General features: G+C 35.8%; 22 protein-coding genes. 13 read left to right on the top strand and 9 right to left on the bottom strand.

The genetic code is table 11. The features are described 5' to 3' along the window. Positions 1 to 88: 88 nt before the first annotated feature. Positions 89 to 634, bottom strand: coding sequence for a crossover junction endodeoxyribonuclease RuvC (ruvC, locus tag B8977_RS09865; protein ID WP_084017550.1), 546 nt, complete (start codon positions 632 to 634; stop codon positions 89 to 91). A gap of 77 nt (positions 635 to 711) precedes the next feature. Between ruvC and B8977_RS09860 the strand changes: the two genes are divergently transcribed. Then, positions 712 to 1,188 carry a hypothetical protein gene (locus tag B8977_RS09860; protein WP_084017549.1) on the top strand — a complete coding sequence of 159 codons (477 nt, stop codon included), beginning with the start codon at positions 712 to 714 and terminating at the stop codon, positions 1,186 to 1,188. Between the two features lie 6 nt (positions 1,189 to 1,194). Here B8977_RS09860 and B8977_RS09855 read toward each other — a convergent pair whose 3' ends face one another. Beyond that, on the bottom strand, positions 1,195 to 1,590 hold the full coding sequence (locus B8977_RS09855; RefSeq protein WP_084017548.1) for a DUF1801 domain-containing protein: 396 nt from the start codon (positions 1,588 to 1,590) through the stop codon (positions 1,195 to 1,197). Positions 1,591 to 1,861: 271 nt separating this feature from the next. Continuing rightward, positions 1,862 to 3,211: an orotidine-5'-phosphate decarboxylase gene (gene pyrF, locus B8977_RS09850; protein WP_084017547.1), complete on the bottom strand. Its 1,350-nt coding sequence runs from the start codon at positions 3,209 to 3,211 to the stop codon at positions 1,862 to 1,864. Positions 3,212 to 3,385: 174 nt separating this feature from the next. Here pyrF and B8977_RS09845 point away from each other — a divergent pair, with 174 nt between their 5' ends. The 5 genes from B8977_RS09845 to B8977_RS09825 all read left to right on the top strand — a co-directional run bounded on the left by B8977_RS09845 (position 3,386) and on the right by B8977_RS09825 (position 9,184). After that, positions 3,386 to 4,078, top strand: coding sequence for an AIM24 family protein (locus B8977_RS09845; RefSeq protein ID WP_084017546.1), 693 nt, complete (start codon positions 3,386 to 3,388; stop codon positions 4,076 to 4,078). 154 nt (positions 4,079 to 4,232) lie between these two features. Beyond that, positions 4,233 to 7,004 (top strand): sodium-translocating pyrophosphatase, encoded by a 2,772-nt coding sequence (locus B8977_RS09840; RefSeq protein WP_084017545.1) that lies wholly within the window; start codon positions 4,233 to 4,235, stop codon positions 7,002 to 7,004. A gap of 138 nt (positions 7,005 to 7,142) precedes the next feature. Further along, positions 7,143 to 8,399 (top strand): peptidase U32 family protein, encoded by a 1,257-nt coding sequence (locus B8977_RS09835; RefSeq protein WP_084017544.1) that lies wholly within the window; start codon positions 7,143 to 7,145, stop codon positions 8,397 to 8,399. Beyond that, the gene (locus B8977_RS09830; protein WP_084017543.1) at positions 8,400 to 8,630 is read left to right on the top strand and encodes a ferredoxin; all 231 of its coding nucleotides are present in this window, start codon (positions 8,400 to 8,402) and stop codon (positions 8,628 to 8,630) included. Next, complete coding sequence (locus tag B8977_RS09825; RefSeq protein WP_084017542.1) at positions 8,627 to 9,184, top strand: 5-formyltetrahydrofolate cyclo-ligase; 558 nt, start codon at positions 8,627 to 8,629, stop codon at positions 9,182 to 9,184. The genes B8977_RS09830 and B8977_RS09825 overlap by 4 nt, the downstream gene beginning before the upstream one ends. Here B8977_RS09825 and B8977_RS09820 read toward each other — a convergent pair. Together B8977_RS09820 and B8977_RS09815 are read right to left on the bottom strand one after the other, a co-directional pair. Continuing rightward, on the bottom strand, positions 9,148 to 9,738 hold the full coding sequence (locus B8977_RS09820; protein WP_084017541.1) for a hypothetical protein: 591 nt from the start codon (positions 9,736 to 9,738) through the stop codon (positions 9,148 to 9,150). The genes B8977_RS09825 and B8977_RS09820 overlap by 37 nt on opposite strands. Next, a complete protein-coding gene (locus tag B8977_RS09815; RefSeq protein WP_084017540.1) occupies positions 9,728 to 10,747 on the bottom strand; it encodes a hypothetical protein in 1,020 nt (339 codons plus the stop codon). The genes B8977_RS09820 and B8977_RS09815 overlap by 11 nt, the downstream gene beginning before the upstream one ends. 142 nt (positions 10,748 to 10,889) lie before the next feature. Here B8977_RS09815 and B8977_RS09810 point away from each other — a divergent pair, with 142 nt between their 5' ends. The 4 genes from B8977_RS09810 (at position 10,890) to B8977_RS09795 (ending at position 13,873) form a co-directional block, all read left to right on the top strand. Further along, the gene (locus B8977_RS09810; protein WP_084017539.1) at positions 10,890 to 11,162 is read left to right on the top strand and encodes a hypothetical protein; all 273 of its coding nucleotides are present in this window, start codon (positions 10,890 to 10,892) and stop codon (positions 11,160 to 11,162) included. Positions 11,163 to 11,249: 87 nt separating this feature from the next. Beyond that, positions 11,250 to 11,990, top strand: a complete 741-nt coding sequence (locus B8977_RS09805; protein ID WP_084017538.1) for a lysophospholipid acyltransferase family protein — start codon at positions 11,250 to 11,252, stop codon at positions 11,988 to 11,990. 38 nt (positions 11,991 to 12,028) lie between these two features. Beyond that, entirely contained in the window at positions 12,029 to 12,517 is a 489-nt protein-coding gene (rnhA, locus tag B8977_RS09800) for a ribonuclease HI (protein ID WP_084017537.1), read from the top strand. 9 nt (positions 12,518 to 12,526) lie between these two features. Further along, positions 12,527 to 13,873, top strand: a complete 1,347-nt coding sequence (locus B8977_RS09795; RefSeq protein WP_159447480.1) for a TlpA family protein disulfide reductase — start codon at positions 12,527 to 12,529, stop codon at positions 13,871 to 13,873. Here B8977_RS09795 and B8977_RS09790 read toward each other — a convergent pair. The 3 genes from B8977_RS09790 to B8977_RS09780 are packed head-to-tail and all read right to left on the bottom strand — an operon-like array spanning position 13,870 to position 16,383. Further along, entirely contained in the window at positions 13,870 to 14,841 is a 972-nt protein-coding gene (locus tag B8977_RS09790) for a bile acid:sodium symporter family protein (RefSeq protein WP_084017535.1), read from the bottom strand. The genes B8977_RS09795 and B8977_RS09790 overlap by 4 nt on opposite strands. An 8-nt stretch (positions 14,842 to 14,849) precedes the next feature. Further along, on the bottom strand, positions 14,850 to 15,443 hold the full coding sequence (locus B8977_RS09785) for an aminotransferase class IV (protein WP_084017534.1): 594 nt from the start codon (positions 15,441 to 15,443) through the stop codon (positions 14,850 to 14,852). After that, on the bottom strand, positions 15,427 to 16,383 hold the full coding sequence (locus B8977_RS09780; RefSeq protein ID WP_084017533.1) for an aminodeoxychorismate synthase component I: 957 nt from the start codon (positions 16,381 to 16,383) through the stop codon (positions 15,427 to 15,429). The genes B8977_RS09785 and B8977_RS09780 overlap by 17 nt, the downstream gene beginning before the upstream one ends. A 165-nt stretch (positions 16,384 to 16,548) precedes the next feature. On the opposite strand from B8977_RS09780, the gene B8977_RS09775 reads away from it, so the two are divergent. Together B8977_RS09775 and B8977_RS09770 are read left to right on the top strand one after the other, a co-directional pair. Beyond that, a complete protein-coding gene (locus B8977_RS09775; RefSeq protein ID WP_084017532.1) occupies positions 16,549 to 17,118 on the top strand; it encodes a nitroreductase family protein in 570 nt (189 codons plus the stop codon). Positions 17,119 to 17,178: 60 nt separating this feature from the next. Further along, positions 17,179 to 18,150 (top strand): DUF3078 domain-containing protein, encoded by a 972-nt coding sequence (locus B8977_RS09770; RefSeq protein WP_084017531.1) that lies wholly within the window; start codon positions 17,179 to 17,181, stop codon positions 18,148 to 18,150. A gap of 68 nt (positions 18,151 to 18,218) precedes the next feature. On the opposite strand, the gene B8977_RS09765 is transcribed toward B8977_RS09770, so the two are convergent. Beyond that, a complete protein-coding gene (locus tag B8977_RS09765; protein WP_084017530.1) occupies positions 18,219 to 19,649 on the bottom strand; it encodes a nicotinate-nucleotide adenylyltransferase in 1,431 nt (476 codons plus the stop codon). A 40-nt stretch (positions 19,650 to 19,689) separates the two neighbouring features. Between B8977_RS09765 and B8977_RS09760 the strand changes: the two genes are divergently transcribed. Then, on the top strand, positions 19,690 to 20,472 hold the full coding sequence (locus B8977_RS09760) for an MBL fold metallo-hydrolase (protein ID WP_185116606.1): 783 nt from the start codon (positions 19,690 to 19,692) through the stop codon (positions 20,470 to 20,472). The last annotated feature ends 9 nt before the right edge of the window (positions 20,473 to 20,481 follow it).

Here is a 20,481-nt window from a genome sequence, read left to right as displayed (position 1 = left end):
TCCAATTTCAGAATCTTATATTAGATTAACAATAATTTAGATTAATACTATTTTCCGAACGGGATCTTTTCATTAAGATTCCGTTTTTTTATTTCGACCTACTCGGATGTGCTTTCACAAAAGCATCCCATCCGCTATAAGATTTCGTCTGTGTTTCCTGACCCATATTAAAAAAATGACAAACCGCAGCAGCCAATCCGTCGGTAGAGTCCAGTCTTTTCGGCAATTCTTTCAGACCCAATAAGTTTTGAAGCATACCCGCAACTTGCTCCTTAGAAGCATTTCCGTTTCCCGTGATGGATTGTTTGATTTTCTTGGGCGAATATTCCGTAATCGGCACCTCACGGTAAAGACCCGCTGCCATTGCAACACCCTGCGCACGACCCAGTTTCAGCATCGACTGTACGTTTTTCCCAAAGAAAGGTGCTTCGATCGCCAATTCATCCGGATGATAAGTATCTATGATATGAAGTGTTTTCTCAAAAATCTTTTTCAGCCGTAATTCATGCGAATCAAGTTTATGCAGCAGCAACTCATCCAACAAAAGAAAATACATCTTTTTTTTCTCAATTTTAATTAAACCAAAACCCATTACTGTTGTTCCTGGGTCGATACCCAAAATGATTTTCTCCATTCAACAAATTTAAACTTTGCATTTGATTGTATAGATTATTTGTTTAAATTTAGATTTATCTTAAAAAATATTAAAACATGAAAAACTACATTTATTTCTTAGCCGTATTCTGCCTTTTCTCATTCAACCACTTACACGCACAGGATTCACAAGTAGGGAAAATTGTAACCATCAAGGGCTATAAAAATGCAAACAATAAAAAAGTGAAAGACGGCATCAAGGCAGAAGTTATCTTGGATTTACCTAACATTAAATTATACAGAGTTTTTTCAGCATCTTCAGTTAACGTAAATCAAGGTGGTGGTAACCGCGGAAATGTGGACGTAAGTGATACTTTCTGGTACTGCAAAAGACCAAACGAAGATGTGGCAACTATAGTTTCATGGACATTCAGAACGCAGGTAAATAAGAACAGCATTTTTCGGAAAAATGCGACTGAATACTTCAAAGATTATCCCCAATTAAGTAAAAAAATTGACGATAAAGAACTCAAACATGACGACATCGTAGAAGTTGTAACCCAATACGATACTTGGAAAGCAGGAGGGAATTAATTATTTTCAACGTTTTCCAAGACATTTATCTAGTTCTATTGCCTCTTGCAATAGCTTTACCAATGCCCCTTCATCTATCTCGTCCACCGCTTGGTAAATCTTATAGAAAATTTGCTTATTGGTGCCATGCGTCAGGTAATTGTCCTCATCCTTCAATTTATTTCCATACCAAAAGCTAAACATCACCCCGCTTTTCACACCGCCCCGCGGTACAGAAGCCGGCCATATAAGACAGATAGATTTATTACCATGGAAAAATGGAACATTATAAGAAATCTTTTCTTTACCATATCCATTCAAAGCATCAATGGTAATCTGGCGCAAAACATCAACCAAAAGAAACTCTTTCTCTGGAATATGGTCATATAATTCTATTAACGATTTTATTTTCAAACTGCTCATGATAATTTTTAAGAATGTTTAAATTTAATCATCCGAATAAAAACAAATTAAAATTTCAACTCAAAACTAGTAGTACCAAGTCAGAAATTCCTGCTAAAATTCCCGGAATTCACAAAACACTTCGGAGAATTCCCAGTGCATTTTTTTATTAAAATGCTGTAATGAAAATGCTTGACTCATTTTCCACCGTCCAAAATACTCATTCCTTTCTTAAAACAAAAAATCCCGTCAAGTGCAAACCTGACAGGATTTATATATTTCATCAATTAAATTAATTCAAACTTTCCAAGTAAGCATTCCAACCAGCAGTTTGGTATTCAATTGCAGATTCCTTTGCATTCACAGATTGGTATATCCCGCGTCCGACAATCATGAAATCTGTATGATACGCTTTGAAAACCCTTTCAGGCGTATTGTACTGCTGCCCTTTTGTATCACCCTTCGAACTCAGATTTACTCCCGGCGTAAACAAAAGCAATTCATCTGCCACTTGTCTCTGCGCCACAACTCCCAAAACATTCGAAGAATTCTCAGCCACATTCAAAGCTTTCGTGATGTAATAATCATCCGTCAACGTCCCTTTAGAAGACATCTCCACAATTGCAACCACACCCACATGCTCAAAAACCTGTAAACTTTCCTCACCCGCAATCGGATGTGCAGTAACCATGTCCGCCCAATCAGCAATTTTATAAACGCCTTCTTTGAACTGCAATTCCTGCGTGTTTCCTATATCTGCAAACTTTCTGTCCTCAAATAAAAGAAACTCTTTTTCCTTGGCAATCACTTTCAATTTATCAATTAAATCAAATGAAAAATCCTTGATGATGTCTGTGTGTAATTTCAGCGCAACCACATGGTCACCTACTTCTTCAGCTAGTTTCAACAATTCGCTAGAAGTAATTACATCTGCCGAAGCAATTAAATTTGACTTTTTCTTCAAAGCAAATTCAATCAGCTTCTTCCCTATCGGATGTTGTATTTTTTTTCCTTCCAGAGGAATTCTCTTCATCTGCGGCGGAGCCGGGGGATTGTTCAAAAAGTTTTTGATTCTTGCCATATCACCGTCACTCAATCTATGGTAGCGATGCAAAATGTCAATCACCTCATTAATTGTAAACAAAGTATGTACTCTGTAACCTTTGTCTCTCAATTTATTGATTCCGCCTTGTTCGCGGTCAAGAACCACAACCAAATCTGTCACTTTCAATCCTTCTCTTTCGATTTCCTCGATAGTTTCCAACAAACTTTGTCCGCTGGTAATTACATCTTCCACCAACAAACAATTCTGACCATCTTCATAAACACCTTCTACCATACGCTTTGTACCGTAACCCTTGTTTTCTTTTCTTTTGATAATTAATGGAACACCGCTCGCCAAACTCATCGTAGTCCCCATCGGCAATGCCGCATAGGGAACCCCGCAGATGAGGTCAAAAGGAGCATCTTCCACCAATTCCAATAAATTGTTGGACAAAGTTTTTAAAAGTTGAGGACTGGACGATAACGGACGCAAATCCACATAAAAAGGCGATTCGATACCGCTTTTCAATGTAAAATTCCCAAATTTAATGATTCCGAGTTCGTAAGCTTTTAGAAGAAAATCTTCACGTTGTTGCATATCTGAAAGGTTTGAGCAAAGTTAAAAGAATTCATGACTTCATCACCTCTAAATCTATACAGAGTTTACATGATTTATTCACAGGTTAAAGTTTTAATATTACATTTATTTATATTTTATTTAACAATTCAGAACTTAACTATTACCTATTTTTAATTTATAAAATAAAAAAATATGAGCGAATATTCAATCCAGTCTTTTATCGCAAAGACAAAACAAAATGACGCTGAACATGATTATTTTGAATTAGAAAAACCTCAACTTCTTGAGATAAATCTCAAAAACCAATTTGTTTGGACCAAGGCAGGAAGCATGGTAGGTTATGTAGGAAACATTAATTTTCAACGTGAAGGAATGCTTTCAGGCGGTTTGGGAAATCTTTTGAAAAAAACTTTAACAGGTGAAGGTGCAAAATTAATGAAAGCCGAAGGCACAGGAAGACTGTACGTTGCAGACAGCGGCAAAAAAGTACAGGTTTTACATTTGGAAAATGACAGCATTTGCGTCAATGGTAACGATATTTTAGCCCATGATCAAACCGTAACCAATCAAATTACAATGCTCAAAAGCGTTGCAGGTATGATGTCTGGTGGTTTATTCCAAGTAAAATTGACCGGAACAGGACACGTTGCCATCACTACTCACGGAGATCCATTGACATTGATGGTTACACCGGAAAATCCGGTTTTCACAGATCCAAATGCCACAGTTGCTTGGTCAGGAAATTTAAGTCCGGAGTTGAAAACAAGTGTCTCATTCAGAAGCTTGATTGGAAGAGGAAGCGGAGAAGAATTTCAAATGAAATTTTCAGGAAATGGTTGGGTGTTGATTCAGCCTTATGAAGAGGTTTATTTTCAGCAAAAATAATAAATCACTATTTAGTCATATTAATAAGCTTTGAATCCTCAAAAAATTCAAGGCTTTTTTATTTATTTTTAAATTAAAGTGTATTCATTCTATATTTTCTTTTCAAATTAAGTGAATATACTATATTTGTTAATTGTTAAATTTTTTAAGAACTATGAGCGAAATATTTTTATGGATTCCGATAATCTTATCTGTTGTCGGATTAATTTTTATGGCAATTAAAAGAAGTTGGGTACTGAAGCAGGATGCCGGCGATGGTAAAATGAAAGAAATTTCAGACTACATCTATGAAGGTGCTCTGGCATTTCTAAAGGCAGAATACCGATTACTTACTTTTTTCGTAATCGGAGCCAGCATTGTATTGGCAGGAATTTCAATGATAGTCCCAACTACGCACTGGATGATTGTAATTGCATTTATTTTCGGAGCAATCTTCTCTGCATTGGCAGGAAATATGGGCATGAAAATCGCAACCAAAACCAATGTAAGAACGACGCAAGCCGCCCGTACAAGTTTGCCACAGGCATTGAAAGTTTCTTTCGGAGGTGGTACTGTAATGGGATTGGGAGTAGCTGGTCTTGCAGTTTTAGGTCTGACTGGGTTCTTTATTATATTATATCAGGTTTTCATGAACGGAACTTGGACTTCGACTGAAGACATGACCATTGTTTTGGAAACATTGGCTGGGTTTTCTTTAGGTGCAGAATCTATTGCACTTTTTGCACGTGTGGGTGGAGGTATTTATACCAAAGCAGCTGATGTTGGTGCAGATTTGGTAGGTAAAGTGGAAGCAGGAATTCCTGAAGACGACCCTCGTAATCCAGCAACAATTGCAGATAACGTAGGTGACAATGTAGGTGATGTTGCCGGAATGGGTGCCGATTTGTTTGGCTCTTATGTGGCAACTGTATTGGCGGCGATGGTTTTGGGTAACTATGTTATCAAAGACATGGGTGGAAATATTGTTAGCGAGGGATTCAGCGGAATTGGCCCAATTTTATTGCCGATTGCAATTGCCGGGTTTGGGATTTTATTCTCTATCATCGGAACCATGTTGGTTAAAATTAAAGACAACAATGCAAAAGAAAAACAAGTACAAGGAGCATTAAATCTTGGGAACTGGGTTTCAATCATTTTGACTGCAATCGCTTGTTTTGCATTGGTTAAATATATGTTACCTGAAACCATGAAAATGGAATTCTTTGGAGAAGGATTGCAAGATATTTCTTCTATGAGAGTATTTTATGCAACAATTGTAGGATTGGTTGTAGGCGGCGTAATTTCATCTGTAACTGAATATTATACAGGATTGGGCACAAAACCAGTTTTGGCAATCGTTCAAAAATCATCAACCGGAGCAGGAACCAACGTGATAGCAGGTTTGGCAACAGGTATGATTTCTACTTTCCCAACTGTTCTATTATTTGCTGCCGCAATTTGGGCATCTTATGCATTTGCAGGATTTTATGGAGTAGCATTGGCAGCTTCTGCAATGATGGCTACAACCGCAATGCAGTTGGCAATCGACGCATTCGGACCAATTTCAGACAACGCAGGAGGAATTGCCGAAATGAGTGAATTACCAAAAGAAGTTCGTCAAAGAACGGATATTTTAGATTCTGTTGGAAATACAACTGCGGCAACAGGAAAAGGTTTTGCAATCGCTTCTGCTGCATTGACTTCATTGGCTTTGTTTGCGGCTTACGTAACTTTTACCGGAATTGATGGGATTAATATTTTCAAAGCGCCGGTATTGGCTATGTTATTTATAGGAGGAATGGTTCCGGTTGTTTTCTCTGCTTTAGCCATGAATTCAGTAGGTAAAGCTGCAATGGATATGGTTTATGAAGTGCGTCGTCAGTTCAAAGAAATCCCTGGAATCATGGAAGGGAAAGCAAAACCCGAATATGGAAAATGTGTTGAAATTTCAACCAAAGCAGCATTGCGTGAAATGATGTTACCTGGAATTCTGACTATCGGTTTTCCAATTGCAATTGTTCTTTTTGGAAAATTGGTTTACATGAATGACATCGGTGCAAATGCACTGGTGGCTGAAATGTTAGGAGGATACATGGCTGGGGTTACCGTTTCAGGTGTTCTTTGGGCTGTTTTCCAAAACAATGCTGGTGGTGCTTGGGACAATGCTAAAAAATCTTTTGAAGCAGGGGTTGAAATCAACGGAGAAATGACCTACAAAGGTTCCGATGCACACAAAGCAGCTGTTACTGGAGATACTGTTGGAGATCCATTCAAAGATACTTCAGGACCTTCCATGAACATTTTGATCAAATTAACCTGTTTAGTTGGATTGGTGATTGCACCAATTTTAGGCGGACATACTTCAGAAGTAGTTGTTTCCCCAACATCAGAAGTAGTTACGACCGGAACACCTGCTCAATCCACTTATGTCGAAACATTGGATACCGATGGGAATTTTGTATATGATTTAGGAGATAAAATAGCTATTAATCTACCTTCTGGAAAAAAAATCAATACAGGTAGAAATTCTACAGAACAAAGTTTATATCATTTTTTGACCAATGAAGAAATCCAATCTGCAGGAGCACGTGGTGAAGACTGGAAATGGATTACTTTAGATAGAACTTATTTCAAAACCAATTCTGCTGATTTAACTGACAAATCAAAAGTACAGATTCAAAACATAGTTTTATTACTAAATGAATTTCCTACATCAAAAATAAAGATCGGAGGATATACTGACAACTCTGGGACTAACGATGCTAACAAAAAAGTTTCTACCGCGAGAGCTGAAAAAGTAAAATCAGAATTGGTTGCCGGAGGAATTTCCGCTGACAGGATCGAATCAGAAGGATATGGAGCACAACATTTTCGCTGTGAACAAAACGATAGCGATATCTGTAAAGCAAAAAACAGAAGAGTTGATATTACTGTAACTTCCAGATAATGTTTTAACAAAAACTATATATTCAAACCAGCTGAAATTCAGCTGGTTTTTTATTTTCACATTAACATATTTTAACCTAATTAACCTTCTGCAGGCAATTACAAAAAAACGTAACTTTGCAAATTCAAAAATCAGATTATGACTAAAGACGGAAAAATTGAATTGATGGCACCTGCCGGAAATTTTGAATCATTACAAGCTGCGTTGGACAATGGAGCCGATTCTGTCTATTTTGGTGTGGAACAGTTAAATATGCGTGCCAGAGCTTCTATCAATTTTACGATGGATGATCTGCCCGAAATTTCTAAACGCTGTTCAGAATTGGGTGTTAGAACCTATCTTACCCTTAACACCATTATCTATGATCATGATTTATCAGTTATTAAAACATTGATTGACAAAGCAAAAGACGCTAAAATTACCGCAGTAATTGCGATGGATCAAGCTGTAATTGCTTATGCAAGACAAGTTGGAATGGAAATTCACATTTCAACGCAAATCAATGTGACAAACATCGAAACCTTGAGGTTTTATGCAATGTTTGCAGATACAGTTGTTTTAAGCCGTGAATTGAGTTTAAGTCAGGTAAAAAAAATTACCGATCAAATCAAAAAAGAAAACATCTGCGGGCCTTCAGGAAATTTGGTTGAAATCGAAATTTTTGGTCATGGCGCGCTTTGTATGGCGGTTTCCGGAAAATGTTATTTGAGCCTACATTCGAGTAATTCTTCTGCAAATCGAGGCGCTTGCAAACAAAATTGTCGTAAAAAATATACCGTTATAGATCAGGAAACCGGTTTTGAAATTGAGCTGGATAACGAATACATGATGTCGCCAAAAGACTTGTGTACGATTGATTTCTTAAATGAAATTGAAGATGCGGGAATTAAGGTTTTGAAAATTGAGGGCCGCGGTCGCGCACCTGAATACGTCGCAACCGTGATTCGTTGCTACCGCGAAGCAATTGATTCAATTGCAGATGGAACTTTCTCCAAAGAAAAAACAGATTATTGGATGACTTTGTTGCAAACCGTTTACAACAGAGGATTCTGGAGTGGTTATTATTTAGGTCAAAAATTAGGAGAATGGTCGCCTGCAAATGGTTCGATGGCTACTCAGAAAAAAGTTTACGTCGGAAAAGGAAAACATTTCTTCCCGAAAACCAATATTGGACAATTTGAAATTGAAGCTTACGATGTGAAAATCGGGGATAAAATTTTGGTTACAGGACCGACAACCGGAGCGAAAGAATTGATTATTTCTTCTATGATGGTGGAAGATGTAGTTTCTGATTCTGCCAAAAAAGGTGACAGTATTACTATTCCGATGGACTTCAGAATACGTCCTTCCGATAAATTATACAAATTGGTAAAAACAGAATACGCCGAAGCATAAATGGTAATTATTACCTTACAAAGAGATAAATGTATTGGGTGTAATTATTGTGCCGAATTAGCACCTGAAAAATTCAGGATGTCTAAAAAAGATGGTAAATCTGTGTTGCTGAAATCCATTGAAAAAAGAGGATTTCATACACTGAAAGATCCTGATCATAGTGTTTTGGATGAATGTGAACGTGCCGCAAAAGCTTGTCCTGTCAATATCATTTCAGTAAAGGAAACATGACCAAATCCGAGCTCAGAACGCTTTACAAATCCAAACGGAAAGAACTTTCTTCAGAAGAAGTAAATGTAATCAGCCTAAGAATTTTAGAGAATTTACAATCAATGCAGATTTGGGGAAATTCTTCTTTTCATGTATTCATTCCGATTTCAAACCAAAAAGAAATCAACACTTTACCGATTATTGATTATTTATTTCATCTTGAAAAACAAGTGAGTGTTCCAAAAGTTGAAGAAGATAGAATGCTAAGTTGTTTGATTAATGAAAACACGGAATTTGAATCTGGAAAATTCAATGTTCCTGAACCTAAATCTTTTCAACTCATTGATTCAAAACAAATCGATGTAATTTTTATGCCCATGCTGATTTGTGACCAAAATGGAAACAGGATTGGCTATGGAGGTGGATATTACGATCAATTTTTAAAAGACTGCAGAAAAGACATCATCAAAATCGGATTGAATTTTTTTGCACCCATTCCGAAAATAGAAAATATTTTTGAATCGGATGTTCCACTGGATTATTGCGTTACCGGAGAGGAAATTGTATCCTTTTGATTTTTAGGCAAATTCAAATCTGTAAAATAAAAAGTAAATTCGTGCTTGAATTTTTTCGGTTCTTTTTTCAAAATGAATTCTGCAGTTTTGTTTAGAGAATCAATCAGTTTTTTGTCTACCGAATAATATTTTACCCAATAATCAATTTTCCTTACGGAATCATCTGTAATAGAATCACTTTCCACATCTTTAAAATTCCTGATTTCTATAAATTTTGCCTGAAGCGAATCAATTTCTTTCAACATTTCAAGAATACTCAAAGTATCTGATTCTAAAAAGTAACTTGCTAATTGTGAATGAAGTAAATCTTTTAAAATGCTGTCATTTTGTTTAGACGAATAAAGTAGAGAAAGTTCGTAAACTTCCAAAAGTTTCTGTTTGGTAATGAAGTTGATAGAGGCGATAGAATCCATTTTGGAAACCGGAGCAGACTCATTTTTATAATTTTTAATTACTTCCGGATCATGCTCTCCATCAAAGAATTGCTCTTTTTTACAGGCAACTGCAACAAAAATCAAACAGAATAAAATCGATATAAAACGTTTAGCTTTCATCTGAATGGATTTTAAATTTTAACTTAACGATCTTCCCGTTTTTCCTTTCAGCTTCTATCAAAGTGAAATTTTTCAATGAACTTGTGGGAAGCGATACTAAATTGATGTATTGTTTTTTGCTCAAAACTTCTACGCCAAAGAACTCATTATCATATACTTGATAGATCAACGCATCATCCGCAATCATTTCATTGAGCATTTTGATTCTTTCCTTAACGCTTTGGGAAGATTTTGAATAATGCCGCAACATTACCTTATAATCATCAGGTTCCAAGCGGATATTTTCTTTGTTTTGGTATTGATGTAAATTAATTTTAAACGTATCTAATTTATGATAAGGAGAACTTACATACATCTGCAAAGTGTCTTCCATCGAACTAAATTGAATGCAGCCATTATTGGTAACCAACTGCAACGGTGTAAATCCTTTCCTGAGAATTGTAATTTCAATCGGGTCTTTTATAGAAGTATTTCTGTCAGAATCTATAAAACAAAACTCATAAGTTCTTTGATAAAAGAATGAATAATAAATAATTGCACCAAAAATTCCTAAAATCAAAATACTAATTGCAGCTGTTACTGCATATTTGCCTTTCTTTTTTGGAGGATTGATGATTTTAGCTTCTATTTTATCTTCAATCTGAGAAATATCCGCTTCAGTGGTAACAGGAATTACGTCTAATTCCACTGAAACAGGAGTCTCGGGAACGTAATTGTTATTTTGTGACCTGGAAAATGCCGCCCAATTAGTATGCCCGGCATATTGCGCCAAAATATTTAACATATCTATCCGTGGAAGCTTTTTAAAATCAGATTTGAAATAGGTATAAAACCATTTTTCGCTTACCGTTGATTTTGTTCTTGCAAACAAATCTTCCTGAAAAGTTACAATGTCTTGTCCTTTCCACTCCGAAATGTCATAAGACGAAGCAGAATTTGACTCAAAAAAGTGTTTAGTGATGTCTTTTTTAAGCAAATCAAACAATTCTATATCAGAAAATTTAGTCAAATATTTAGATTTAATTTATTGATTTTCAGTTTTTTGTAAATTGTAAAATGATTTACAAGACCCTTACAACCCATTTTCAACAACTCAGATGCAAAGCTAATGTACTTTTGGAACAAATAAAAACCATTAAAAAATTTTAGTTATGAAAAAAGTATTTGTAAAAGGATTCGCATTATTAGCAGTTGTTGCTTTGTCTTTCGCTAACATCTCTTGTGAGCAAAAAGCTGAAGAAACTGTAGAAACTACAGAAGAAGGTGTTGAAGGTGCTGAGGTTGCTCCAACTGAAGAAGTTGCTCCAGTAGAAACTGCTCCAGTAGAAGCTGCTCCAGCTGACGGAACTGAAGTTGCTCCAGTAGAAGCTGCTCCAGCTGACGGAACTACTCCAGCTGCAACTGAAGAAGCTCCTGCAAAATAATTAAGCGAAGCTTATAAAAATCAAGCCCCGAAATTCGGGGCTTTTTTATTTCCTATAATTTGAGGGAATTCTTATTTTTGATCCGAAATGAAAATGCTCAGCGAAATATTTATTATACTTTGGAAATGCTGGTTTTGTTTTCTGACTGTCTTTCTTATTCTTACCATCGGTATTTTCTGGACTTATCCACTTTCATTTTCCCAAAAAACATTTCCATTGGCTTACAAAGGTATACGATTGTGGGCAATTTTAATTTTTTATGGTTCCGGATTTCGATTAAATCTTGAAAGAAATCAAGAACTCAATCCAAACCAATCTTATATGTTTATATCCAATCATACTTCCGGAATCGACATTTTGGTCATGGCTATCATTCATCCCAAACACCCAATTGTGTTTGTTGCCAAAGAAGAATTGTCTAAAGTTCCCATATTTGGCAGGATTTATAAGCAAATTTGCATCCTCGTCAATCGGTCTGACAATACGAGTAAACGCCGGGTTTTTAAATTGGCAAAAGAAAAAATTAATTTAGGAAACAGCATTGTAATCTTTCCTGAAGGAGGCGTTCCCGATGATACAAATATAATTTTGGATGAATTCAAAGACGGTGCTTTTGCGATTGCGACCATAACTGATTTGCCGATTGCGGTTTATACAATCAAAGGCTTGAAAGAAATGTTTCCTTTCAGTTGGCGCAAAGGGTATCCCGGAACAGTTGAAGTCAAATTATTGGACATAATCGAAACAAAAGAATTAAGTTTGAAGGATAAAGACGGTTTGAAAGAAGTTTGCTTTCAAAAGATTTTATCTGAACTAAAATCTGAATAACTCGAAACTTTTAACCTTAAACTTTAAACAAAAATAAATTGGCAATCATAGCATACACCGACGGTTCATCGCTCGGAAACCCTGGGCCGGGCGGATACGGAACGATTTTATTGGAAACGGAAAAAAAGGTCAAGAAAGAGTTTTCACAAGGATTTCGTTTGACAACCAATAACCGTATGGAATTATTGGCCGTGATCGTTGCTTTGGAAATGCTCAAAAAACCGCAAACTGAAATTACGATTTATACCGATTCAAAATACGTTTGCGATTCAGTAGAAAAAAAATGGGTTTTGGGTTGGGAAAAAAAAGGATTTAAGGGGAAAAAGAATGAAGATTTGTGGCGTAGATTCCTAATATTTTATCGAAAACATAAAGTAAGTTTCCAATGGGTAAAAGGCCACGCAGGAAATGAATTCAACGAACGCGCCGACGTAATTGCAGTTGCTGCTGCAAATTCAAAAGATTTAAAAATTGATACTGGATTTGAGGCGGATAAATCCTCAGATAGCATTAACTTTGCCGGCTAAATGCCCGAAATGAAAAAATCCATATTCTTAGCAGTTTTGTCCGCGCTTTTCATAATTTCTTGTGACAAAAACGAGCCGAAAGATTACACTGTTTTTGCCGGAAAAGTTATAAATCCGCAGTCAGACAGTGTTTATCTTTACTTTCCAGATAGAGAAAAATCATTTGCCTTGAATGAAAAAGGTGAATTTTATGACACGATTCAATTAGACCAAAAAGGATATTTTTATTTTTCTGACGGCAGAGAACAAGCGGAATTATTTCTTTTTTCAGGCGATAGCTTGTACATCACTTTGGACACACAAAAATTTGACGAATCCATCGTTTACAGCGGAATTGGAGCTGATAAAAATAATTATTTGGTTAAAAAATTCTTGAAAGAAGAAGCTATGGGAACGAGTTCCGCAGAATTATTTTCTCTCAATCCAATTGATTTTCAAAAGAAATTTAAAACACATTCTGAAGAATTGGAAACTGCTTTGAATTCATCCAAAGCCGAAAAAGAATTCAAAGAAATTGAAAAAAGAAACTTGAAATACGGATACCTTTCTCTCATCGCTCAATATCCTGATGCTCACAAATATTTCACAGGAAATGCTCCAGAATTGCCCGCAGGATTTTTAAAAGAATTGGATGGAATCAGTTATGACAGTCAGGAAGATTATGAATTGATTCCTTACTATAAAGATTTGATTATCAATAAATACATGTTGGATATTGAAAAGGCAGAATCTCCAAAAGCTTTGGAAGAAATGGTTTCAAAAATCAAATCAAAAGAAATCAAAGAAGACTTGGTCGGCGCATTGTTTTATAGAATTTCTTCAACGAATCCAGATTCTGAAAGTTTAAATGAAATCATTCAGCAATATTCTGAAAACGAACAGCTTAAAATGCGTTCGCTTCAAAAAACCAATGCCATTAAAAGTCTTTTGGTTGGAAAACCTTCACCGAAATTTTCTTATCAAGATATCAGCGGAAAGAACGTTTCTTTAGATGATTTCAAGGGAAAATTGGTTTACATCGATGTTTGGGCTACTTGGTGCGGACCGTGTATCCAGGAAATTCCTGCTTTGAAACAGTTAAAGGAAGATTACAAAAGTAAAAATGTAGAAATAATCAGCATCTCAATTGACGTTCAAAAAGATTTTGAAAAATGGAAAAAAATGGTAACGGACAAACAATTGAAAGGTGTTCAGTTATTTGCTGACAGTGATTGGAAATCTGAATTCGTAAAAGCTTACGGCATCGATGCGATTCCGAGATTTTTACTGATTGACAAAAACGGAAACATTTTAAGCGCAGATGCACCACGTCCTTCAGACAAAGAAATCAGAGAATTATTTGATAAAAATATTTAACCCAAAACATCTTCACGTTTCGCAAGTTTTGTAGCAATCAAGCTGATGATAAGGATTTGAACTGCATGAAAAATCATTAGCGGAAGCAGAATAATTCCGATAGAAGTTGTTCCCTGAAAAAGTATTTTTGAGAAAACCGTTCCATGAACCAATGATTTCTTTGTTCCACAAAATTGTGCAGTAATTGTATCTTCCTGCGAAAATTTCAGGAAACGTGAAATCCTTGCAATCAGTAAATAAACAACTAAGAAAAGAATTAAAACCATGACCAAAATTATTCCTAAATCTTTCCATTCCAAACTTGAAAAAATGTTTTCTATAAAGGATTCAGCGAAGCTTTTGTAAATGATGATGAGAATGATGCTTTTGTCAAATAAGCTCAGTTCTTTGGCATATTTGATTGCTAATTGATGTCCAAATTTCTGTAATAGAATCCCTAATGTAAGTGGCGCAGCAATTTCCAAAAGCAACTTGATGTAAATGGCTGAATAATCGAAATCATGATTCGTTTGGTGTACAAATAATCCAATCCATAAAGGTGTGATGAGAATTCCAATAATACCCGAAATGCTGGCATTAAAAATCGCGGCAGGCATATTTCCTTTCGCCATAGAAACCATTACCACCGAAGAGGAAACCGTAGAAGGCAATGCGCCTAAAAACAGAAATCCGAGCCAAATTGTATGAATGTGATCGTTCGTAGTTGAGTAGGGATAAAACGCGATAATTAATAAGGGAAACAGTGCAAAAGTTGAAAGCTGAATCAGTAAATGAAGTTTCCAGTTGCTCAACCCTGATTTTATTTTTTCTTTGCTCAATTTCAATCCGTAAAAGAAAAAAATCAGGGAAATTCCGACCGAAGCAATTAGGTTCAATGGTAAAACTGAATCTTCAGCGCCAAATTGCGGAAAAAAATAAGCAATGATGATTGTAACAATGATTGCCAGAACGAATTTGTCAAATTTCATTCAGCAAATTAACGGATAATTGAAATATCCAGCTCGTGACTTTCCTCCAAATTCATCATGGCATTGATCAGCTTAAACGAAATAAATTTGTTTAAATCATTTTCATCAATCTCTTTTTCGATGATTTGATTAGATTTTAGTAAATATTGACGCATCGTTCCGTTGAGTAAAAAGGTCGAAGGCGTAATCCAATTTTCTCCGTCGAAAAATACGATGTTGGAATAAGATGTATCTGTAATTTTTCCATTTTTAACAATCAAAATTTCGTCTTCCGAAACATTGTCAGAAAGTAATTCAAACTGTATTCTGTCAAGAAATTTATGAGGATATTCGATTTGATTGTCTTCGATTAATTTAACCGAATTGATTGTTCTGATCTTATAAGGAATGAATTCTATCGATTCAATTTTTTCATCGTAAACAATTCTGAATTTATGCTTTCCATTTTGTGGTATTTGATGGGAAAGAATGAATTCTTCCAAATTAATTCCCCCGTCAATTCCCAAAATTTTATAACGTGAACGGTTCATTCGCGCTTGATGAAAAGTGAGATTTCGGATTTCCCCGTCTTTGATACAGATGCTTTCAATAAATCGGGACATATACTTTTTGTATCATTTCGTTGTACTCATCTTCTGCATTGCTTTGGTGTGTGATTCCGCCGCCACTTTTGAAAACCAAACCTTTATCCGTTTGTTCGATGAAACGAATCATCACTGCACTATCGAGATTCTCTCCGTCAAAAACACCGAAAACGCCCGTGTAGAAATTTCGATTATAATTTTCCGCTTCTAAAATAATTTCAACGGTTTTCTTTTTGGGTGCGCCACAAATGGAACCAGCAGGTAATAATTTGTTAAAAATAGTTCCAATGTTTTCGTGGAAATTTTCAGCTAATTTACCTGAAATTTCAGAGCTTACTTGTAAAATTTTTCTTTCGTGTGTTGAAATTTCATCGATGTAACGGAATTTTTCAACGGTTACTTTTTTGGCAACTTGGCTCAAATCATTCCGGATCAAATCTACAATCGTGTAATGTTCAGCCATTTCTTTTTCATCAGAGAGAATTTTTTCTGCTGCATTTTCAACCGAAGCATCAATCGTTCCTTTCATCGGATAGGAATAAATTTTTCCATTGTGAATTTTGACAAAGGTTTCCGGCGAAAAACAAACGAAATGTTCTTTCCAAAAAAGTTTGTATTTGGATTTAGAATAACGGTAAATTTCTTCCAGATTTAAATTGATTTCAATCGGTGTGGCACAAGTTAAATTCGTCAAATAAGAATTTCCGAGTAAAATATTTTCTTTGACTAAATTGAATTGAGGTTCGTATTGATCAAATGAAATGGGATATTTTTTCAGTTTAATTTCAGAATTAAATTCTTCTGATTCAGCATGGATTTTAAATTCAACTTCATCATTTAATTCATCTAAAGGAATCACTTTTCCTGAATTTTTCAGAAAATCAATTATGAATAAAAAAGGAGTTTTTTCTGCTCCTAATTCATTCATTCTTTCAAAAATTTCTGAATATCTGAGCATTTTTAATTAAATTGTTATTGATGTATTCAATTTCAGGATAGTTTCGTAATCAAAGTTATATCCATGACGGATTTTTGCTTCGACGGTAATGGTATCTATTCTATTCACTTTTCCTCGAGTTAAATTTTTAAGGCTTAAATTTGTTTCGAATATAAAAACTTTAAAATGAAATCAGACGAATTATTTGAAATTATAAAAACAAGAAGAAACGTAAATCCTTTACAGTACGGCGATATTGAAATCAGCGAAGCAGAATTGGGTCAAATCCTTGAAAGTGCAAACTGGGCACCGAACCACAAGCGTACTGAGCCCTGGAGATTTAAAGTAATCCAAGGAAATGCAAAAACAAGATTTGCAGAATTCATGGTAAAAAAATATATGGACAACACTCCTGCAGAAAGCCAGACCGAAAGAAAAAAACTGGATGTAATCGATAAATGCAACCTTTCTCACACCATTATTTTGATTAATATGAAAGCCTCTGGGATGCTTCCTGAATGGGAAGAATTGGCGGCAACTGCTATGGCTGTACAAAACATGTGGCTGATGGCAACTGCAATGGGCATTGGCTCTTACTGGTCTTCTCCGTCTACAATTTCTCAGATGGATGAATTCATCCCATTGGAAGAAAATGAAAAATGCTTCGGAATTTTTTACATGGGGAAACTAAAATCTGACTTGGTAGAAGGCAACAGAAAGCCTATTTCTGAAAAAGTTCAATTTGTAGAAAATTAACGTTAATTTCATCTTTCGCTGAAAGATTCTAACTTTGCAATCTAACTTAAAAAGGTAAGAATGAAAAAAATAATCATGTTGATGATGTTTGTGACAAGTGCAATCGCATTTTCACAAACTGTTGACGGGAGCGGAAATCTAAAAACGAATAGCCACCGATATCTCAAAGATATTGGTGCGGAAAGACTTCAGGGTTGGTTGATAAAAGGGAATAACTCCTTACAATTTAATCAGGCTGCATTTTCGAACTGGATTGCGGGCGGGGTGAATTCTTATGCGTTGAATGCCAATGTCGATTATGAATTTAATTTGACTAGTGGAAGACACATTTGGGATAACCGTGTGATTTTAGCTTATGGAATTTTGAGAAATGAAGGCGAAGATTACAGAAAATCAAATGACGTGATTGATTTGACCTCATCTTACGGTTATGAGTTTGTAAGACATTTGTATTTTGCGGGTTCCACCAACTTCAAAACGCAGTTTTCATCAGGTTTTGATTATAATGTGCCCGATACAATTTCAGGAGGTTACAAGAAAATTTCAAATTTCATGGCACCGGGACAGTGGGCACTGGGAATTGGTATCGATTACAAACCGAGTGACAATCTGCAAGTAAACTTTCACCCGTTTACATCGAGATTTACATTTGTGAAAGATCCTGATTTACAGTTTGCTGGAAGTTTTGGTTTGAAAGAAGATGGTGACTCTTACTTTTATGAATTTGGTGCTTATTTAGGAGCGCGTTACAAATTTAATGTCATGCAAAATATTTCTTACGACAGCCGATTAGGGATTTATTCCAACTATTTGAATACACCGCAAAATATGGACATCGCTTATCAGGGCGTTTTGGATTTAAAAGTAAATAATTTGATTTCGGCGCAGGCAACCATCAACTTATTTTATGATGAAGACCAAATCAAAAAGACACAGTTGAAACAAACTTTGGGCATTGGTTTGGCTTATAAATTTGACAATACAGCAGAGTTGAAAATAAGACCGGAAAATATACAGGAAGGCAGTAACTAGATAAAAAAAAGGGATTCGATTTGAATCCCTTTTTTATTTTACGCTAATTCTAACTCTAATTTAGTCAGTCAGTTGAAAGCAAAACTTTTCGTGTAACCCAACATGCCGCGATCTTTGATCATGTCGGCAACTTCTTTCGGAACATGTTTTTCCCAACCTTCTTCTCCCTTCACGATTTGTTCTAGAATTTTTCTGGAATAAATTCCTAAATATTCAGGATTGTAGGCCTCCACATCTTTAATTCTTTGGTTGAATTTAAAGAATTTATATAATTCTTTCAGATTTTCACTTACTTTCAGATTGTCAGAAGTAAGCAATTTATTTTCTTGTTTGTCCAGATATGGATAAAGATAAACCATCACATTTTTCTTGAACAATTTACCAAAAGCCTCCATGATTCCCCCCGGAAGATTTTCGTAATAATCCGCATTAAATACTTCAAGCAAATTATTTACACCCATTCCCAATCCGATTTTAGTTGAATTTTTGGTGAATTCAGTAAAGTAGTGAACGAGTTTATAATATTCTGAAAAATTGGAAATAATTACATTGTACCCTAAATTCCCGATGATATCGGCTCTGTCAAGGAAATCACGTTCGTCAATTTCACCATCTGAAGACAAATTACTCAAAGTAATTTCAAAAAGGATTTCCGTGTTTTCTTCCGCCACATCTTCCTGATTCATAAACATTTCCAGGCTTGAATCCAGCATGTCCATGTTTACATTCGTTACCGGGCGGAAACTTCCCCGCAAAGCGAAAATGTTTTTTCTGTATAAAATAGCTGCTGGAAGGAAATTTTGTCCTTGTGGTCCAAAAATCACCGCATCGGTCATCCCGTTTCTCACCAATTGCAAACTCATCAAACGGTTGTCAACGTAAGCAAATCGAGGTCCGCTGAAGTTAACCATATCAATTTCAACCTGATCTTTGTCCAACCCGTCATACAATGATCGAAGCAATCTGCGTGGGTTGTCATTATAGAAATAAGCGCCATAAATTAAATTCACGCCCATCACACCCAAAGTTTCCTGCTGCAGCTGCGCATTGTTTTCTTTGAACCGAACGTGAAAAACGATCTCGTTGTAATCCTGATTCTTGTCTAATTGAAAACGGATTCCAACCCAACCGTGACCTTTGTAAGTTTTGGTAAAATCAATTGTCGTAACCGTATTTGCGTATGTAAAGAACAATTTGTCTTTGTGAGTATCTTGGTTGAGACGTTCTTCCATCAAATTGGTTTCATGGTCGAGCATTTTTTTCAAACGCTCTTCGGTCACGTATCTTCCGGCTTCTTCTTTTCCATAAATCGCATCCGAAAAGTCTTTGTCATAAGCACTCATTGCTTTTGCCAAAGTCCCTGAAGCACCGCCTGCACGGTAAAAAAAACGGACTGTTTCCTGTCCTGCGCCGATTTCGGCAAAGCTTCCGTAAATGTTCGGGTCTAGATTTATTTCCAATGCTTTTTGTTTCGCAGAAAGAACCTGATCAAAACTCATAAGTTTAATTTAAATTTTACGGCGTAAATTTACCAAAATTATGTCGAATACACAGCTAAAGATTCAGTTTTTAGGTACAGGAACTTCGCAGGGAATTCCAATTATTGCGGGTACGCATCCGGTCAATTTTTCTACTAACCCTAAAGACAAGCGACTTCGGTCGTCGGTTTTGATTTCAAAAGACAACAAAAACATAACCATCGATTGCGGTCCGGACTTTCGACAGCAGATGCTCAGAGCAAACGTTCAGACATTGGAAGCCATTCTTTTTACACATGAACACAACGACCATGTTTTGGGAATTGATGATACGCGCCCGTTTAGTTTTTATGCCCAACAACCGATGGATATCTATGCGCGGGAGCGAACTTTAAACGAAATCAAAGTGAGGTTTCCGTATGTTTTTGCGGATGAAAAATATCCCGGCGCACCCAGTTTAAATGAACATTTGATTGATGGGAATACTTTTGAAGTTGTCGGATTTAAAGTCCAGCCCTTGGAAATCATGCATGGAAAATTGCCGATTTATGGATTTTTGGTTGATGATAAATTTGCGTACATCACAGATGCGAGTTACATTTCAGAGGAAACTTTGGAAAAAATACAAGGGGTAGATGTTTTAGTATTAAATGCTTTGCGAAAAACGGAGAAACATTATTCACATTTCACCCTCGAAGAAGCCATTGAAATTGCTGAAAAAGTTCAATCCAAACGAACTTATTTCACTCATATCAGCGTTTCTTTGGGCTTTCATAATGAAGTGCAGGCGGAACTGCCTGAAAATGTGTATTTAGCATACGACAAATTAGAAATTCAAATTTAATTTTGAATT

Origin of the sequence: Moheibacter sediminis (genome assembly GCF_900176425.1) — a bacterium.
Lineage (GTDB): Bacteria > Bacteroidota > Bacteroidia > Flavobacteriales > Weeksellaceae > Moheibacter > Moheibacter sediminis.
This window is presented reverse-complemented; position numbering and strand designations above follow the sequence as displayed.

Excerpts from the sequence above, each read along its gene's own strand:
- B8977_RS09860 (WP_084017549.1), top strand. The coding sequence starts at position 712 with ATGAAAAACTACATTTATTTCTTAGCCGTATTCTGCCTTTTCTCATTC.
- B8977_RS09845 (WP_084017546.1), top strand. The coding sequence starts at position 3,386 with ATGAGCGAATATTCAATCCAGTCTTTTATCGCAAAGACAAAACAAAAT.
- pyrF (WP_084017547.1), bottom strand. The coding sequence starts at position 3,211 with ATGCAACAACGTGAAGATTTTCTTCTAAAAGCTTACGAACTCGGAATC.
- B8977_RS09810 (WP_084017539.1), top strand. The coding sequence starts at position 10,890 with ATGAAAAAAGTATTTGTAAAAGGATTCGCATTATTAGCAGTTGTTGCT.
- B8977_RS09825 (WP_084017542.1), top strand. The coding sequence starts at position 8,627 with ATGACCAAATCCGAGCTCAGAACGCTTTACAAATCCAAACGGAAAGAA.
- B8977_RS09830 (WP_084017543.1), top strand. The coding sequence starts at position 8,400 with ATGGTAATTATTACCTTACAAAGAGATAAATGTATTGGGTGTAATTAT.
- B8977_RS09785 (WP_084017534.1), bottom strand. The coding sequence starts at position 15,443 with ATGTCCCGATTTATTGAAAGCATCTGTATCAAAGACGGGGAAATCCGA.
- B8977_RS09770 (WP_084017531.1), top strand. The coding sequence starts at position 17,179 with ATGAAAAAAATAATCATGTTGATGATGTTTGTGACAAGTGCAATCGCA.
- B8977_RS09760 (WP_185116606.1), top strand. The coding sequence starts at position 19,690 with ATGTCGAATACACAGCTAAAGATTCAGTTTTTAGGTACAGGAACTTCG.
- B8977_RS09765 (WP_084017530.1), bottom strand. The coding sequence starts at position 19,649 with ATGAGTTTTGATCAGGTTCTTTCTGCGAAACAAAAAGCATTGGAAATA.
- ruvC (WP_084017550.1), bottom strand. The coding sequence starts at position 634 with ATGGAGAAAATCATTTTGGGTATCGACCCAGGAACAACAGTAATGGGT.
- B8977_RS09795 (WP_159447480.1), top strand. The coding sequence starts at position 12,527 with ATGAAAAAATCCATATTCTTAGCAGTTTTGTCCGCGCTTTTCATAATT.
- B8977_RS09840 (WP_084017545.1), top strand. The coding sequence starts at position 4,233 with ATGAGCGAAATATTTTTATGGATTCCGATAATCTTATCTGTTGTCGGA.
- B8977_RS09790 (WP_084017535.1), bottom strand. The coding sequence starts at position 14,841 with ATGAAATTTGACAAATTCGTTCTGGCAATCATTGTTACAATCATCATT.
- B8977_RS09775 (WP_084017532.1), top strand. The coding sequence starts at position 16,549 with ATGAAATCAGACGAATTATTTGAAATTATAAAAACAAGAAGAAACGTA.
- B8977_RS09805 (WP_084017538.1), top strand. The coding sequence starts at position 11,250 with ATGAAAATGCTCAGCGAAATATTTATTATACTTTGGAAATGCTGGTTT.
- B8977_RS09780 (WP_084017533.1), bottom strand. The coding sequence starts at position 16,383 with ATGCTCAGATATTCAGAAATTTTTGAAAGAATGAATGAATTAGGAGCA.
- B8977_RS09820 (WP_084017541.1), bottom strand. The coding sequence starts at position 9,738 with ATGAAAGCTAAACGTTTTATATCGATTTTATTCTGTTTGATTTTTGTT.
- B8977_RS09835 (WP_084017544.1), top strand. The coding sequence starts at position 7,143 with ATGACTAAAGACGGAAAAATTGAATTGATGGCACCTGCCGGAAATTTT.
- B8977_RS09855 (WP_084017548.1), bottom strand. The coding sequence starts at position 1,590 with ATGAGCAGTTTGAAAATAAAATCGTTAATAGAATTATATGACCATATT.